At 63.9% G+C, this 14,124-nt stretch carries 15 protein-coding genes; 4 read left to right on the top strand and 11 right to left on the bottom strand.

The genetic code is table 11. The features are described 5' to 3' along the window. Positions 1–91: 91 nt before the first annotated feature. The 6 genes from Q0743_RS04805 to Q0743_RS04780 all read right to left on the bottom strand — a co-directional run bounded on the left by Q0743_RS04805 (position 92) and on the right by Q0743_RS04780 (position 5,872). Entirely contained in the window at positions 92–877 is a 786-nt protein-coding gene (locus Q0743_RS04805) for a fumarylacetoacetate hydrolase family protein (RefSeq protein ID WP_298240438.1), read from the bottom strand. After that, positions 877–1,896 (bottom strand): 2-dehydropantoate 2-reductase, encoded by a 1,020-nt coding sequence (locus tag Q0743_RS04800; RefSeq protein ID WP_298240437.1) that lies wholly within the window; start codon positions 1,894–1,896, stop codon positions 877–879. Before Q0743_RS04800 ends, Q0743_RS04805 begins: the two co-directional genes overlap by 1 nt. 119 nt (positions 1,897–2,015) lie before the next feature. Further along, positions 2,016–2,444 (bottom strand): CBS domain-containing protein, encoded by a 429-nt coding sequence (locus Q0743_RS04795; RefSeq protein WP_298240436.1) that lies wholly within the window; start codon positions 2,442–2,444, stop codon positions 2,016–2,018. Positions 2,445–2,621: 177 nt separating this feature from the next. Beyond that, positions 2,622–3,944 carry an oxalate/formate MFS antiporter gene (gene oxlT, locus Q0743_RS04790; RefSeq protein ID WP_298240435.1) on the bottom strand — a complete coding sequence of 441 codons (1,323 nt, stop codon included), beginning with the start codon at positions 3,942–3,944 and terminating at the stop codon, positions 2,622–2,624. A gap of 254 nt (positions 3,945–4,198) precedes the next feature. Continuing rightward, positions 4,199–5,488, bottom strand: coding sequence for an oxalate/formate MFS antiporter (gene oxlT / locus Q0743_RS04785; protein WP_298240434.1), 1,290 nt, complete (start codon positions 5,486–5,488; stop codon positions 4,199–4,201). Between the two features lie 246 nt (positions 5,489–5,734). Further along, positions 5,735–5,872 (bottom strand): hypothetical protein, encoded by a 138-nt coding sequence (locus Q0743_RS04780; RefSeq protein WP_298240433.1) that lies wholly within the window; start codon positions 5,870–5,872, stop codon positions 5,735–5,737. Positions 5,873–6,207: 335 nt separating this feature from the next. Here Q0743_RS04780 and Q0743_RS04775 point away from each other — a divergent pair, with 335 nt between their 5' ends. Further along, the gene (locus tag Q0743_RS04775; protein WP_298240432.1) at positions 6,208–7,533 is read left to right on the top strand and encodes an Hsp70 family protein; all 1,326 of its coding nucleotides are present in this window, start codon (positions 6,208–6,210) and stop codon (positions 7,531–7,533) included. 164 nt (positions 7,534–7,697) lie between these two features. On the opposite strand, the gene Q0743_RS04770 is transcribed toward Q0743_RS04775, so the two are convergent. Next, the gene (locus tag Q0743_RS04770; RefSeq protein ID WP_298240431.1) at positions 7,698–8,141 is read right to left on the bottom strand and encodes an SRPBCC family protein; all 444 of its coding nucleotides are present in this window, start codon (positions 8,139–8,141) and stop codon (positions 7,698–7,700) included. Between the two features lie 132 nt (positions 8,142–8,273). Continuing rightward, positions 8,274–8,963: a hypothetical protein gene (locus Q0743_RS04765; RefSeq protein ID WP_298240430.1), complete on the bottom strand. Its 690-nt coding sequence runs from the start codon at positions 8,961–8,963 to the stop codon at positions 8,274–8,276. A gap of 427 nt (positions 8,964–9,390) precedes the next feature. Here Q0743_RS04765 and Q0743_RS04760 point away from each other — a divergent pair, with 427 nt between their 5' ends. From Q0743_RS04760 to Q0743_RS04750, 3 genes are all read left to right on the top strand, one after another. Continuing rightward, positions 9,391–9,600 carry a cold-shock protein gene (locus Q0743_RS04760; protein WP_100181166.1) on the top strand — a complete coding sequence of 70 codons (210 nt, stop codon included), beginning with the start codon at positions 9,391–9,393 and terminating at the stop codon, positions 9,598–9,600. Between the two features lie 112 nt (positions 9,601–9,712). After that, on the top strand, positions 9,713–9,955 hold the full coding sequence (locus Q0743_RS04755; RefSeq protein WP_298240429.1) for a transcriptional regulator: 243 nt from the start codon (positions 9,713–9,715) through the stop codon (positions 9,953–9,955). A 54-nt stretch (positions 9,956–10,009) separates the two neighbouring features. Next, positions 10,010–10,234 carry a hypothetical protein gene (locus Q0743_RS04750; RefSeq protein WP_298240452.1) on the top strand — a complete coding sequence of 75 codons (225 nt, stop codon included), beginning with the start codon at positions 10,010–10,012 and terminating at the stop codon, positions 10,232–10,234. Between the two features lie 150 nt (positions 10,235–10,384). Here Q0743_RS04750 and Q0743_RS04745 read toward each other — a convergent pair whose 3' ends face one another. From Q0743_RS04745 to oxc, 3 genes are all read right to left on the bottom strand, one after another. Continuing rightward, positions 10,385–10,567, bottom strand: coding sequence for a hypothetical protein (locus Q0743_RS04745; protein WP_298240428.1), 183 nt, complete (start codon positions 10,565–10,567; stop codon positions 10,385–10,387). A gap of 471 nt (positions 10,568–11,038) precedes the next feature. Beyond that, positions 11,039–12,316 carry a formyl-CoA transferase gene (gene frc / locus Q0743_RS04740; protein ID WP_298240427.1) on the bottom strand — a complete coding sequence of 426 codons (1,278 nt, stop codon included), beginning with the start codon at positions 12,314–12,316 and terminating at the stop codon, positions 11,039–11,041. A 63-nt stretch (positions 12,317–12,379) separates the two neighbouring features. Beyond that, the gene (gene oxc / locus Q0743_RS04735) at positions 12,380–14,113 is read right to left on the bottom strand and encodes an oxalyl-CoA decarboxylase (RefSeq protein WP_298240426.1); all 1,734 of its coding nucleotides are present in this window, start codon (positions 14,111–14,113) and stop codon (positions 12,380–12,382) included. Positions 14,114–14,124: the final 11 nt, after the last annotated feature.

Below are 14,124 nucleotides of genomic sequence, written 5' to 3'. Positions count from 1 at the left end.
TTTGCCGCGGTGCCGCAAGAATAAGTCGGGACCGTGCGAAGACCCTCCGAATGTCGCGGTGCGCATCCGGGCTGGGGGACGGTGCTTGCGCCTACAGCCGAAACTCGTTGGTGAGCTCGCCGATGCCGTCGATGGCCACCGTCACCGTGTTCACCTCCTCCTTCATCACGCCGACGCCGACCGAGGTGCCGACGGCAATGAGGTCGCCGGGGAGCAACGTCATGTCGTGGGAGATCCTGCTCACCAGCTGCTGCGCCGAGAAGATCATGTCGGAGATCGGATAATTCTGTCGCTCGGCGCCGTTGAGGATGGTGCGGACCACGAGCTTGGCCGGATCGAGGCCGGTCGCGATGACGGGGCCGAACGGCCCGTAATCGTCGATGCCCTTGGCGCGGGCCCATTGCGGGAAGGTGGGGTCGCTGGTCAGGATGTCGTTGGCGGTGATGTCGTTGACGCAGGTGTATCCGAAGATGAAGCTGTCGGCCTCGCCAGGCGCGACGCGGGCGCAGGTCCTGCCGATGACGATGCCGAGCTCGCCTTCATAGGTGGTCTTGCCGTCGTAATAAGAGGGCCGCCGGATCACGGCGCCCGGTGTCGTGATGGTGGTGGTGGCCTTGAGCAGATAGAGCGGCTCCGGCGGCTCGGGCTGGTTCAGCTTGGCCGCGAGCGCGTGGAAATTATTCCAGAGCGCGATGATCTTGCTGGGCGCGCAGGGCGCGAGCAGCTCGACCTCCGACGGCGCCAGCATCTTGCCGGTCGCGGCGTTGCGGCCGAACATCTCGCCCTCATGCACGCTGATGCCCTCAGGCGTCAGCGTGCCGAAACCGGTCGTGCCGGCGTGGCGGAAACGCAGCCACTGCTTCATCTCGCCAGCCATCACGCCACCGCCAGTGCGCGCGGATCCGATGGCGTCGAGACGCCGTCATAGAGGCCGGCGATGCGGGCGCGCTGGGTCACCATCGCCAGCACCGAGTCGAGCGCAGGCGTGGCGATGCCGGTGAGGCGGCCCATCTCCTGCACGACGGTGACGAGCGGGTCGATCTCCATGGGGCGGCCGCGCTCGAGGTCCTGCAGCATCGAGGTCTTGTGCGCGCCGACCTTGCGGGCGCCCTCGATGCGGCGCTCGACGTCGACGCGGAATTTGACGCCGAAGGTCTCTGCGATGGCTTGCGTCTCCATCATGATCGCGCGTGACAGCGCGCGCGTGGACGGATCAGTGCAGATCACGTCGAGCGTCGCATGGGTCAGCGCGCTGATCGGGTTGAAGCAGACATTGCCCCAGAGCTTGAGCCAGATCTCGTCGCGGATGCGGTCGAGCACCGGCGCCTTCAGCCCGGCCGCGACGAACAGATCGGCGAGGCGCTGCACGTCCGGCGTGATCTCGCCGGAGGGCTCGCCAAGCGGGAAATTGTTGCCGTAGACGTGGCGGATCACGCCGGGCGCCTCGATCTCGGTGGCGGGATAGACGATGCAGCCGATGGCGCGCTCGGCGCCGATCTCGCGCCACTGCCGCCCGCCAGGATCGATGCTCTCCAGCGTCGAATTTTCGTATTGGCCTCCGTGCTTGTAGAAGTACCAATAGGGGATGCCGTTGACCGCGGTGACGATGCGGGTGTGCGGCCCGAGCAGCGGCTGCATCTTCTCGATCACGCCGGTGATCGAATGCGCCTTCAGCGTGATGATGATGGTGTCCTGCACGCCGAGCTCATTGGGATCGTCGGTGCAGCGCGGGTGCACGGTATGCTTCTCCTCGCCCGCGAGCAGCGTCAGGCCGCGCTCGCGCATGGCGGCAAGGTGGGCGCCGCGTGCGATGAGGCTGACATCGGCGCCTGCGCGCGAAAGCTGAACCCCGAGATATCCGCCGATCGCGCCGGCGCCGTAGATGCAGATCTTCATGGAATCCTCGCCAAGGGAGCCGAAATGGGAGCCGAAGCCGGAATTTGGGACGAAAGATCCGGTCCGGCTCGGAAGGATCCGAGCCGGGGCCGGTAGTCGCAGGGGAAGGGTCGTATGGTCTAAGCGGCGGCTTGCGGCGTGCCGTTGATCGCCTCGTCCATGGCAGCCGCGATGTCACGCATGCTGATGACGGAGACGAGGCTGTAATCGTCGATGACAGGCAGATGGCGGATGTGATGCCGGTTCATCAGATGGCGGACGTGCTCGATCGTGTCGCCCGAGCTGCAGGACACCAGCTGCTGCACCGAGACGAGCTGCGAGACCTTGACGTTGACGGCGTTCGCGCCGTGCTCGGCGACGGCGCGCACCACGTCGCGCTCGGTGAACATGCCGACCGCGGTGTTACCCTCGGAGCGGACCACGTCCTTGACCACCAGCGCGCTGATGTTGTTGGCGCGCATCAGCTTGGCGGCGATACCCACCGTTTCGTTCATTCGCACCGTGACAACGCGCGGCGTCTTCTTGCGCAGAATGTCTCCGACCAGCATTGCAACCTCCCTGGGTGAACGTTGGGAGAAGTGTGGTATACATAATGCCAATCGTCAAGCGCTGGATTTGGTTGATCCGAAAAATCTTGCGACAGCGATACTGACGTTTGTCGTCGAGACAAAAGGAAAGGGGCGCATCGCTGCGCCCCTCTCTCGTCATGCGAATGCGTTTGGCCGTTAGGCCGTCTCGGTCTTGGCGCCGGCGGTTGCGGCCTCGGCGCTCTCGGCTTCCTTGCCGAGAATGAAGGAGCGGCGCAGCGGCTTGATCACGAACAGCGCCATCAGCGCGGCCGTCGCGTTCAAGGCCACCGCGATCACGAACACGGCTTTCCAGCCATAGGCGGCCGAGATTACGCTGGCGAGCGGGACGAGCAGGGATGCCGTGCCTTTCGCCGTGTAGAGCATGCCGTTGTTGGTGGTTGCGAATTTCGAGCCGAAGGTATCGCCGCAGGTCGCGGGGAACAGCGAGTAGATCTCGCCGAACACGCCGAAGTAAACCGCGGTCGCCAGCACGAAGACGACGGGGATGTGGCCATAGGCCGACAGCGTGAGCAGCATCAAAGCCGCCGTGCCGAAGGCGATGAACATGGTGTTCTCACGGCCGATCGTGTCGGAGACGAAGCCGAAGAACGGGCGGCCAAACCCGTCGAAGATGCGGTCGAGCGAGATCGCGAAGGTGAGTGCCGCCATCTGGAAGCCGGCGAGCGTGACCGGCGTGCTCGCGATCTTGAAGTCATGCGCGATCGGGGCGATCTGCGCCGCGGTCATCAGGCCGCCCGAGGCGACCATGACGAAGACGAGGTACATCACCCAGAAAATGGGGGTGCGCAGCACCTGCGGCGGGGTGAAGTCGATCTTGGTCTGCGGCAGATTGAGCTGCTTCTTCTTCGGCGGGATCGAGAGCCGCGGCGGCTGAATGAAGAAGGCGAGGATGAAGACGACCACGCCCTGGCCGATGCCGAAGGTGAGGAAGGCGTGCTGATAGCCGCTCGATGCGATCATGGAAGCGATCGGCACCACGGTAAGCGCAGCGCCCGCGCCGAAGCCCGCAGCAGTCGCGCCGGCAGCAAGGCCGCGGCGATCGGGAAACCATTTCAGCGCATTGCCGACGCAAGTGCCGTACACTGCGCCGGCGCCCATGCCGCCGATGATGGCGGCGGCGTAGAGCAGCGTGAGCGAGTCGGCATAGGAGTTGAGCACCCAGGACAGCGCGATCATCACGCCGCCGAACATGATGACGATGCGGGGGCCGTATTTGTCGACGAACCACGCCTCGACCGGCACCAGCCAGGTCTCGGTGACGACGAAGATGGTGAAGGCGAGCTGGATCGCGGCGCGTCCCCAATGATGGGCCGCGTCGATCGGATCGACGAACAGCGTCCATCCGTATTGCAGGTTGGCGATCATCGCCATGCAGACGATGCCCATGACGAGCTGGAGCCAACGGAAACCTGTGCGAAGAGGCGCGGCCGTGACGGCGCCATCCGTGCTGGAAATCATCAAGAACCTCCCAACGCGCCTGATTGATTGCGACCTTGGATGACAAGATGACCCAGTGTCGCAAATGTTGTGGCTTATCGTCGCAAGCGCGGCGAGCAGCTTGGTATACCATATTCCAGAAAGCAAGCCCTAACTGCGGCGAATTGTCACAAAATCTAGAGTTCCTCCGTTGGGACGCGCTCGAGGCCTGCCCAAACGAAAACGCCCGGCCGTGAGGCCGGGCGTCCGCGCGGTGAAGAGCTGTGGGATGCGCGTCAGGCGACGGTCGATTTCGCGACCACGACCTTGCGCCAGGGCTTGAGCACCGCGATCGCCAGCAGCGAAGCCAGGATGTTGGCGCCGGCCGCGATGATGAACACGTTGTCCCAGTGGCCCGAGGTCTGCTGGACGTAGTTCGCGAGCGGCACCAGCAACGCGGCGGTGCCCTTCGCCGTGTAGAGCAGGCCGGCATTGGTGGTCGCGAACTTGGCGCCGAACGTGTCGGTGCAGGTCGAGGGGAACAGCGAGTAGATCTCGCCCCAGGCGAAGAACACGAAGCCCGACAGGATCACGAACCAGATCGGATCGTGGCCCCAGAGGTAGAGCATCCAGATGCCGACGCCCTCCATGCCGAAGGCGATGAACATCGTGTTCTCGCGTCCGATCATGTCGGAGATCCAGCCGAAGAACGGACGCGTCAGGCCGTTGAGCACGCGGTCGATGGTGGCTGCGAACGTCACCGCGGTCATGGTCATGCCGATCAGCGTCACCGGCACGCTGTCGACCTTCCAGTCGACCGCGATCGGCTTCAAGTTCGCCGTCACCATCAGGCCGCCGGCGCCGACGATCACGAACATGAAGTACATCAGCCAGAAGATCGGCTGACGCAGGACTTCGGTCGGCTGGTAGTTGCGGCGGGTCTGCAGCAGATTGGCGTTCGGCACCACGTTCGGCACCTGGCCCGCCTTCGGCGACAGCAGGAAGAAGGCGAGGATGCAGATGATGATGCCCTGGCCGAGGCCGAAATAGAGGAAGGTGGTCTGGAAGCCAGAGTCCTTGATCATGGCCTGGATCGGCGCAACGGTGAGCGCAGAGCCCGCACCGAAGCCTGCGGCCGTGATGCCCGCGGCAAGACCGCGCTTGTCCGGAAACCATTTCAGCGCGTTGCCGACGCAGGTGCCGTAGACGCCACCGGCGCCGATGCCCGCGACGATCATGCCGAGATAGTAGCCGTTGAGCGTGGTGGCCTGAGCGTTGATCGCCCAGCCGAGGGCGCAGAGCACGCCGCCGACCAGCACGACGAGGCGCGGACCGTATTTGTCGACGAACCATCCTTCGACCGGCACGAGCCAGGTCTCGAACAGCACGAACAGCGTGAAGGCCCATTGGATCGACGCGCGATCCCAGCCGAATTTCTTCTGGATGTCGGGGACGAAGAACGTCCAGCCGTATTGATAGTTGGCGATCATCACCATCGCGCCTACACCGATCGCCAGTTGCGTCCAGCGATACGTGTCGCTAACGCGCGCGGTTGTAGGGGCGGTTGCCTGCACCATGTCCGTCATAAAGCCTCCCGTGGCGCCTCTAATTTTTATGCGAGCGCTGGAGGGGCATTCTTGTATGCATTATGCCAAGCTTCAAGCGCTGGTCCGGCCACCGTGCGCAAATGCCGCAGGCTGTTCCCCGGCCGCGGCTGTGACTCAGGACCGCACAAGTAGAAATGGCCCCGTCGTGCGGGGCCATTCATCAAAAGTCGTATGTGGACTGCTCTGAAACCCTGCCGGGTTGTGGGCCAGAGCAGGAAAGCCGGCTTACAGGCCGAAACGGGGCAGGTCGCCGTTGTGGTTCGAAATCTCGGCGCTCGCCATCAGGAAACGGTCAATCGCAGCCAGAAAGCGGCTGAACAGCGAGGCGGAGGGAGCGAAAGCGACGGAAGCGGTCTTGGCCATTGGAAATCCTTTTCTCGAGACGGTCAGTTCTGGTGTCTCGTTTCGAAGGACAATCTATGTATACCAGATGCCAACGTCTATGCATTTGTTTGCATAGCAGCATAGGGTGCGCCGCATTGCAGCATAATGCCGGGTTAATGCGGCCGCCCCGGGAGTAAAAAGCCCCGGAAAAAGGGCTAGAGCCGGTCGAAATGGCTCCGTTGGACGCGGAAAGCTCTGGAATCGGCGGCCGACCAAGGTGTCTCCCTGAAAAGGCGGCGATGGCCGAGGTCTTGGCAGGCCGGGTCAAAGCCGTTAGTGGTCTGCCCCCTTCCAATCATCTGTCAGAGTGGTTCATGTCGAGCGCCCCGCCCGCCGTCTCGATCGGCATCGATTTTGGGACCAGCAATACGGTCGTTGCTCTTGCGGCAGACGACCGCCGGGTCGAGGCCATCCGCTTCGACCACGGCGGCCAGCGCCACAGCGTCTACGTGTCCGCCCTGTGCTTCTGGGAGGACCGGCCGGGCGCCGGCGCTCAGGCCGAGGGCGGCCCGTGGGCGATCGAGACATTCCTCGAGGGCCGCCACGTCTACCGTTTCCTCCAATCGTTCAAGACTTTTGCCGCCAGCAGCAGCTTCCAGACCACCCAGGTGTTCCGGCAGCGCTTCAAGTTCGAGGACATCCTGGCGGCGTTCCTGCGAACCTTGGCGCGCCATGGGGGCGAGAAGTTCGGCTTCGAGACCTCCAACATCACGGTCGGCCGGCCCGTGCGTTTTGCCGGCGGCAATCCCGACGAGGCGCTGGCGATGCAGCGCTACCGCGCCGCGTTCGAGCGCCTGGGGGCCGGCCATGCGCGCTATGTCTACGAGCCCGTCGGCGCGGCGTTCTCCTTTGCCCGGCGGCTGGAGCGCGATGCCACCGTGCTGGTCGCCGATTTCGGCGGCGGCACCAGCGACTTCTCGGTGATGCGCTTTTCGCGCGCAGGGGGTGCCTTGCGTGCCGAGCCGCTCGGGCACGCCGGTATCGGCATTGCCGGCGACACGTTCGACTATCGCATCGTCGACCATGTCGTCTCGCCGCGGCTCGGCAAGGGCTCCAGCTTCCGCTCCTTCGACAAGGTGCTGCCGGTGCCGAGCGGACATTACACCAACCTCGCGCGCTGGCATCAGCTGGCGATGATGAAGAGCAACGGCGATCTTCGCGAGCTCCGCGACCTCGCGAAGACCGCGCTGAAGCCGAAGCTGCTCGAGGATTTCATCACCATCGTCGACCTCGACCTCGGCTTTTCGCTCTATCGCGCGGTGTCCGACGCGAAGGTCGCGCTGTCGGCGCAGGACGAGGTCGACTTCCGCTTCAAGGGCGGCGGCGTCGACATCGGCTCGACCATCACGCGGAAGAACTTTGACGCCTGGATTGCCGACGACATCGCCCGGCTGGGTGGGACCGTCGACAAGGTGCTGGCCGAGGCCGGCATCCCCGCGCGCGAGGTGGAGAAGGTGTTCCTGACCGGCGGCACGTCGTTCGTGCCAGCGGTGAGAAAACTGTTCGCCGACCGGTTCGGCAACGAGCGCTTGATGTCGGGCGACCAGTTCGAGTCGATCGCCTATGGCCTCGCGCTGATCGGGCACAGTCCCGATCCGGACAAGTGGACCGCCGACGGCGGACTCAAGCCGAAGGCGTAGGGCGCTCGGCGGCGCATCCTTCGAGACGCCCGCCTTTGGCGGGCCCTCAGGATGAGGACGGAGCGCGTGGCCTCAGTTTCCAACGGGCACCGATGCTGCCTCATCCTGAGGAGACCGCGGAGCGGTCGTCTCGAAGGACGAGGCGCGCGCTCCGCCTTGTCGCGCTACTGATTGATCTCGGGCTCGACGAGCTTCGCCAGATTGCGCAGCGATTCCTGCCAGCCGAGATAGCAGGCTTCGACGGGAATGACGTCGGGAAGGCCTGACTGCGTGATGTCGATCTCGGTGCCGACCGAGACCTTCTTCAGGATCACCGTCACCTGGATCTGGCCGGGCAGGTTGGGATCGTCGAACCTGTCGGTGTAGCGGAGACGTTCGCCGGGCACGAGCTCGAGAAATTCGCCGCCGAACGAATGGCCATTGCCCGTCGTGAAGTTGCGGAACGACATCTTGAACGTTCCGCCGACCTTGGGCTCGAAATGATGCACGGTGCAGGTGAAGCCGTTCGGCGGCAGCCATTTCGCCATCGCATCGGCCTCCAGGAAGGCGCGATAGACTTTTTGCGGGCTGGTGGCGAGAACACGGTGCAGGCGGACAGTGCCAGGCATGTTTCTTGATCCTTTTCCAATTGATGGGCCCGACACTGGCGTCTATGGCCCAACCATGTCACGAGGACGACGGGAACGTCGCCGATCCGACAGGCGTCCTCGATTTTTTTGAGAAGGCGTCCGGCCGGGTCGCTAGACGGTTGCGACATCCTGCGCTGTCATCGTGAAGCCGAGCCGATAGCGGCCAGTCTTGATGTCGTCGCGCGCACCGGCGGCGTGAAGCGATGGCGGGGAGAGCTGGCCGGTGATCACGTCCTCGACGACATCGGCATCGTATCCCGACAGCAGCACGATCCAGTCGGCAGCGCCGTCCCTGCCGCGGATCTGCTGCTCCGTCGTGGGAGAGCTCGTCCTCGGCGTATCGGTCAGGAGGAGATGGCCACCGGTCAGTCCTGGCTGCTGCGCCAATGTGCCCAGCGTCTCCGAGAGGTGTGCTTGAAGCACCGTCTCCCGTCCAACCTGGGGCGACAGCCTGATGGTCGCAAGCGCCGTCGCGACGCCGCCGCCAAAGCTCGCGATGATCCGGCACTGGCTGCGAACCATGCCGAGATGATGCGGCATCATCTTCGTCGACCACGGCGTCGGCGCGTTGAGCCGGTCGAGATATCCTGTCGATGTGAGAACCTCGTACTGCTCCAGTTCGTAGAGCACGAAGAAGCCTTCCGCGTCCGTCGTACTGGTCCAGCGCGATCCGCGCCGGAAGCCGGCAATGCTCATCCGCTCCGGAAAGTGCTCGTGTGAATGCCAGTCGCCGAACTCGGTGCGCTGCTCGGGGCGAACGCTCCACCACATCGCGACGGCGGCCTTGCCGAGCAGTGACATGCTGACCTCCCATTCGTTTGCCGGCAGCTTGCTTCAGGATGCGCGCCTGATCAATCAGGCAACTTGGCGGCCGAGGCCGATGAGCGCAGGCTGAAATCAAGCCTGTTCTCTTAAGCATGCGCAGAACCTGCGATGACGCCGATCCGACGTGATGGCGGATACGTCCGCCGAGGTGATAACTGCTCTGTCCGCATCGGATGCCTTTGCTGCGAGATATCAAACAAGCAAAGGTTCCAATGAGGCTGCGCGATTAAATCCGCCCGAAGCCTTGCTAAGGTCGATGGTGGGGTATACGCTCCCTGTTGTTCGTTCAGCCGCTGTGCTTGTTGAATGCGCCTGCGGGCTCCTTTTCCAGAGACATCGACGAATTGAATCGATCTGCGTGAGCGTCACGCGGAATGCGCGCCCATGCGCTTTGGAGAAGAGAATGACGACAGGTACTGTGAAGTGGTTCAACGGCCAGAAGGGCTTCGGATTCATTCAACCCGACGACGGCGGCAATGACGTGTTCGTTCACGTCAGCGCGGTCGAGCGGGCTGGTCTTGCGGGTCTCGCCGAGGGCCAGAAGGTCAACTTCGAGGCCAAGACCGACAAGATGCGGGGCAAGGTCAGCGCTGAGAATCTCTCGCTGGCGTGAGTTCTGTAAGGCCGTTTCACGGATGTACTGAAACGGCTGTGCGACCCGCTCGATCGTGAGGATTGAGCGGGTTCTTTCCGTTGCCGAGCAGGCGAAAGATGAGCGCGAAGAGATGAGCGCCAGGAAATCGGCCGAGCCGTCGCCCGAGTCCATCGCACGGTCCGAGCGGCAGCGCCTGGCCGCCGAAGACGGCGCGCGGGCGATCGCCGATGTCGAAAGGCGCGCTGTCGACATCCGCAAGAACATGGCGCGGCTGCGCGAGCTGCGTGAGGCCAGGGAAGCGGCCGATGCCGGTCTGCGCGCATCATCGCCGGTGCCGGCCCCGAAGAAGCGCACGAGGAAATTGCCGAGATAGCCTGACACGACGGTGCAGACGACAATCTGGAAAGGGCCGTTCACATGCGAAAGAGTGCGGATCGTGCCTAGGATCAAACCCGATAGCGGCGGCACAATCACCTTCTTCCTTGCGCTCGGCGCAGGCCGACAGCTCTGCCGTCTTGCGACGACCTTTCAGACGCAGAAGCAGGCGTTCAGCTATCTTCAAAAGTATCGGACCGAGTTCGAGCGTATCGCACGGGCGCGGCTGGCTTCCGGCGAGCTTGAGGATGGGGTGGTCGTTCTCTCGATGCTTTGAAGGAAGCGAGCGAAGCGGTCTTCCGAAGCATCATCAGGCCCGGACCACGTTTCGGCGGCCCTCTGGTTCGCCAGGGTCAATCCTTCTTCGTCCGCGGCGAGTGCCGAGTCGTCCCTGACGGCGCAATAATAGCGCGGCACCGGCATTCCTTTATCTGGGAAGATGTTCCTGCTGCGCCTCTCGGGCCAGTCGTTCCGCTTTCAGGCGCTCGCGATTGTCCTGATGGGATTGCTGCGCCTTCGCATAGTCGGTCATCGGCTTCTTGGTCTCGACCGGCTTGAATGCCTTGTTGGCTTCCCGCAGAGCCCAGGACGCGGGATGATCTCTCGTCATGTTGACCTCAATGTGGGCAAGACGGGTGCGATGTGGAAACGCGCCTGACGCGGCGTGTTCAGCTCGCGGGCCGGGAGCGATTGACGTGTCGTCGGATGGCCGGCCGCGCTCACAAGGATGCGCCGTGCCAGAAGACAACTGGGCGGAACACTGTCGGTTCCTAGGGGCCCGCTTCAATTCGGCGTTGATTGCGGCCAGGGCTCGCAGGTGAGCCTCTCGCCCGGCGCCAACAAGAGGCCGCGGCAAACGGACGCCGTAAGTACCGGCGGCGTGTTCGCTCTTCCGAGGACCTGTTTTGCCCGACCAGGCAAAGTGATTTTCTGGATCAGGAATCCCTGTGATGCCAAGGGGATGCTACTGTGCATGGGGTTGTTTTCCAACTTTTGGGGTTGGTCCTCCGCCTGCCGACGCCCCAATGCAGAAAGGGCCGCCCCTTCGGGCGGCCCTTTTGTCTCGTTCAATGCTAGCCGCTTACTCAGCGGCCTGCTTCTGCGGCGGGTCGAGGGCGCCGGACTTGTGGATCTCGGCGACCTGATGATCGCTGAAGCCGAGCACCGAGCGCAGGATCTCGTCGGTGTGCTCGCCGAGCAGCGGGGAGCGGGTGACCTCGCTCGCGCTGTCCGACAGCTTGATCGGGTTGCCGACCGAGATGTACTTGCCACGGGTGGGGTGGTCGACCTCGACCACGGTGCCGGTCGCGCGCAGCGACTGGTCTTCGGCGATCTCCTTCATCGACAGGATCGGGCCGCAGGGGATGTCGTCCTTGTTGAGGATTTCCATCGCCTCGAACTTGGTCTTGGTCATCGTCCACTGCTCGATGCGGGCGAAGATCTCGTTGAGGCGCGGCAGGCGGGCCGCCGGCTTGGCGTAGTTCGGATCGGTCTTCCAGGTAGGCTCGCCGATCACGTCGCAGATCTTCTCCCAGACCGGAGCCTGGGTGATGAAGTAGATGTAGGCGTTGGGATCGGTCTCGTAACCCTTGCACTTCAGGATGCGGCCGGGCTGGCCACCGCCGGAATCGTTGCCGGCGCGCGGCACCGCGTCGCCGAACGGAATGCCTTCGCCGAACTGGCTGTATTCCTTGAGCGGGCCGTGGGCGAGGCGCTGCTGGTCGCGCAGCTTGACGCGGGCGAGGTTGAGCACGCCGTCCTGCATCGCGGCAGTGACGCGCTGGCCCTTGCCCGAATGCGTGCGCTGGTAGAGCGCGGTGACGATGCCGAGCGCCAGATGCAGGCCGGTGCCGCTATCGCCGATCTGCGCGCCGGTGACGAGGGGCAGGCCGTCGCGGAAGCCGGTGGTGGAAGCGGCGCCGCCGGTGCACTGCGCGACGTTCTCATAGACCTTGCAGTCTTCGTACGGTCCGGGGCCGAACCCCTTGATCGAGGCGACGATCATCTTCGGGTTGATCGCCTGGATCTTCTCCCAGGGGAAGCCCATGCGGTCGAGCACGCCGGGTCCGAAGTTCTCGACCAGCACGTCGCACTTCTTGATCAGCTCGGTCAGGACTTCCTTGCCCTTGGGGTTCTTGGTGTCGAGCGTGATCGAGCGCTTGTTGTGGTTCAGCATGGTGAAATACAGGCTGTCCACGTTCGGGATGTCCTGCAGCTGGCCGCGGGTGATGTCACCCACGCCCGGGCGTTCCACCTTGATCACGTCGGCGCCGAACCAGGCCAGCAGCTGCGTGCAGGTCGGACCCGATTGAACGTGGGTGAAGTCGAGAATGCGAACGCCCTCGAGCGCTTTGGTCATGATGTTGCTCCGTACTCTGTCTGCCCCTGCCAACCGCAGGGAATAAAGGGTTGAGGGGTGGACTTACTTCTTCTTTTGCAGAACGCTCTGCGGATTGAGGTTGCCGATGCGGCCGCTCTCCGAGCCCGCGGCCGGATCGATCACCGCGTTGATGAGCGTCGGCTTGCCGGACTTCATGGCTTCGTTGACGGCGCGCTTGAGCTCGTCGGGCGAGGTGGCATTCACGCCGACGCCGCCGAAGGCTTCCATCATCTTGTCGTAGCGCGCGCCCTTGACGAACACGGTCGTCGCGGGATCGTCGTTGGCGCCGTTGACGTCGGTGCCGCGATAGATGCCGTCATTGTTGAAGATGACGACGCAGATCGGAAGGTTGTAGCGGCAGATCGTCTCGACCTCCATGCCGGAAAAGCCGAACGCCGAGTCGCCTTCCACCGCGAGCACGGGATGACCGGTCTCGAGCGCGGCGGCGATCGCCTGGCCCATGCCGATGCCCATGACGCCCCAGGTGCCGACGTCGAGACGCTTGCGCGGGCGATACATGTCGATGACACCGCGGGCGAGATCGAGCGTGTTGGCGCCTTCGTTGACGAGGATCGCCTCGGGGTGCTCCTTGATGACGTTCTTCAGAACGCCGAGCGCGCCATGATAATCCATCGGCGATTTGTTGTTCATGAGCTTCGGCGCCATCTTGGCGACGTTCTCGTCGCGCTTGGTGGTGATCGCCTTGGTCCATTCCGCAGGTGGGGCGGTCCAGCCCGTAGCGATGGCCTGGTTGAAGGCCGAGACGACCGAGCCGATGTCGCCGACGACGGGCGCGACGATCTCGACGTTGGAGTCCATCTCACGCGGCTCGATGTCGACCTGGATGAACTTCTTCGGGGTTTCGCCCCAGCTCTTGCCCTTGCCGTGCGAGAGCAGCCAGTTCAGGCGTGCGCCGATCAGCATGACGACGTCGGAGTCCTTCAACACCGTCGAGCGGGCTGCACCTGCGCACTGCGGATGGGTGTCGGGGAGGAGACCCTTGGCCATGCTCATCGGGAGGAACGGCACGCCGCTCTTCTCGACGAAGCTCTTGATCTCTTCATCGGCCTGCGCGTAGGCCGCGCCCTTGCCGAGGATGATGAGCGGACGCTTTGCGCTCTTCAGAACATCAAGCGCGCGCTTCACGGATGCAGGCGAGGGGATCTGCGCGGGCGCCGCGTCGATCACCTTGACCAGCGACTTCTGGCCGGCCTCGGTGTTCATCACCTGGCCGAACAGTTTTGCGGGGAGGTCGAGATAGACGCCGCCCGGACGGCCCGAGACCGCGGCGCGAATGGCGCGGGCGAACGCGATGCCGATGTCCTGGGCGTGCAGCACGCGATAGGCCGCCTTGCACAGCGGCTTTGCAATCGCGAGCTGGTCCATTTCCTCGTAGTCGCCCTGCTGGAGGTCGACGATTTCGCGCTCGGAAGAGCCCGAGACCAGGATCATCGGATAGCAGTTGGTGGTGGCGTGCGCGAGCGCGGTGAGACCGTTGAGGAAGCCGGGCGCGGAGACCGTGAGGCAGACGCCGGGCTTCTTGGTGAGATAGCCGGCGATGCCTGCGGCGTAACCGGCGTTCTGCTCGTGGCGGAAGGAGATCACGCGAATGCCGGCGGCCTGCGCCATGCGGCCCAAATCCGTGATCGGGATGCCCGGCACATTATAGATGGTGTTGATGCCGTTCAGCTTGAGCGCGTCGATGACGAGATGGAAGCCATCCGTCAGCTCCTGCTCGGTGCCCGGTGCCTCGGACTTGGTCGCGGTATTCAGCATGGGCCTTGTCT

This window comes from uncultured Bradyrhizobium sp. (assembly GCF_936943645.1).
GTDB lineage: Bacteria > Pseudomonadota > Alphaproteobacteria > Rhizobiales > Xanthobacteraceae > Bradyrhizobium.
The sequence above is the reverse complement of the archived record's forward strand: the minus strand, read 5'-3'. Positions and strand labels throughout refer to the sequence as shown.

Excerpts from the sequence above, each read along its gene's own strand:
- Q0743_RS04780 (WP_298240433.1), bottom strand. The coding sequence starts at position 5,872 with ATGGCCAAGACCGCTTCCGTCGCTTTCGCTCCCTCCGCCTCGCTGTTC.
- Q0743_RS04805 (WP_298240438.1), bottom strand. The coding sequence starts at position 877 with ATGGCTGGCGAGATGAAGCAGTGGCTGCGTTTCCGCCACGCCGGCACG.
- oxlT (WP_298240435.1), bottom strand. The coding sequence starts at position 3,944 with ATGATTTCCAGCACGGATGGCGCCGTCACGGCCGCGCCTCTTCGCACA.
- oxc (WP_298240426.1), bottom strand. The coding sequence starts at position 14,113 with ATGCTGAATACCGCGACCAAGTCCGAGGCACCGGGCACCGAGCAGGAG.
- Q0743_RS04800 (WP_298240437.1), bottom strand. The coding sequence starts at position 1,896 with ATGAAGATCTGCATCTACGGCGCCGGCGCGATCGGCGGATATCTCGGG.
- Q0743_RS04760 (WP_100181166.1), top strand. The coding sequence starts at position 9,391 with ATGACGACAGGTACTGTGAAGTGGTTCAACGGCCAGAAGGGCTTCGGA.
- Q0743_RS04770 (WP_298240431.1), bottom strand. The coding sequence starts at position 8,141 with ATGCCTGGCACTGTCCGCCTGCACCGTGTTCTCGCCACCAGCCCGCAA.
- frc (WP_298240427.1), bottom strand. The coding sequence starts at position 12,316 with ATGACCAAAGCGCTCGAGGGCGTTCGCATTCTCGACTTCACCCACGTT.
- Q0743_RS04775 (WP_298240432.1), top strand. The coding sequence starts at position 6,208 with ATGTCGAGCGCCCCGCCCGCCGTCTCGATCGGCATCGATTTTGGGACC.
- oxlT (WP_298240434.1), bottom strand. The coding sequence starts at position 5,488 with ATGACGGACATGGTGCAGGCAACCGCCCCTACAACCGCGCGCGTTAGC.
- Q0743_RS04795 (WP_298240436.1), bottom strand. The coding sequence starts at position 2,444 with ATGCTGGTCGGAGACATTCTGCGCAAGAAGACGCCGCGCGTTGTCACG.
- Q0743_RS04755 (WP_298240429.1), top strand. The coding sequence starts at position 9,713 with ATGAGCGCCAGGAAATCGGCCGAGCCGTCGCCCGAGTCCATCGCACGG.
- Q0743_RS04765 (WP_298240430.1), bottom strand. The coding sequence starts at position 8,963 with ATGTCACTGCTCGGCAAGGCCGCCGTCGCGATGTGGTGGAGCGTTCGC.
- Q0743_RS04745 (WP_298240428.1), bottom strand. The coding sequence starts at position 10,567 with ATGACGAGAGATCATCCCGCGTCCTGGGCTCTGCGGGAAGCCAACAAG.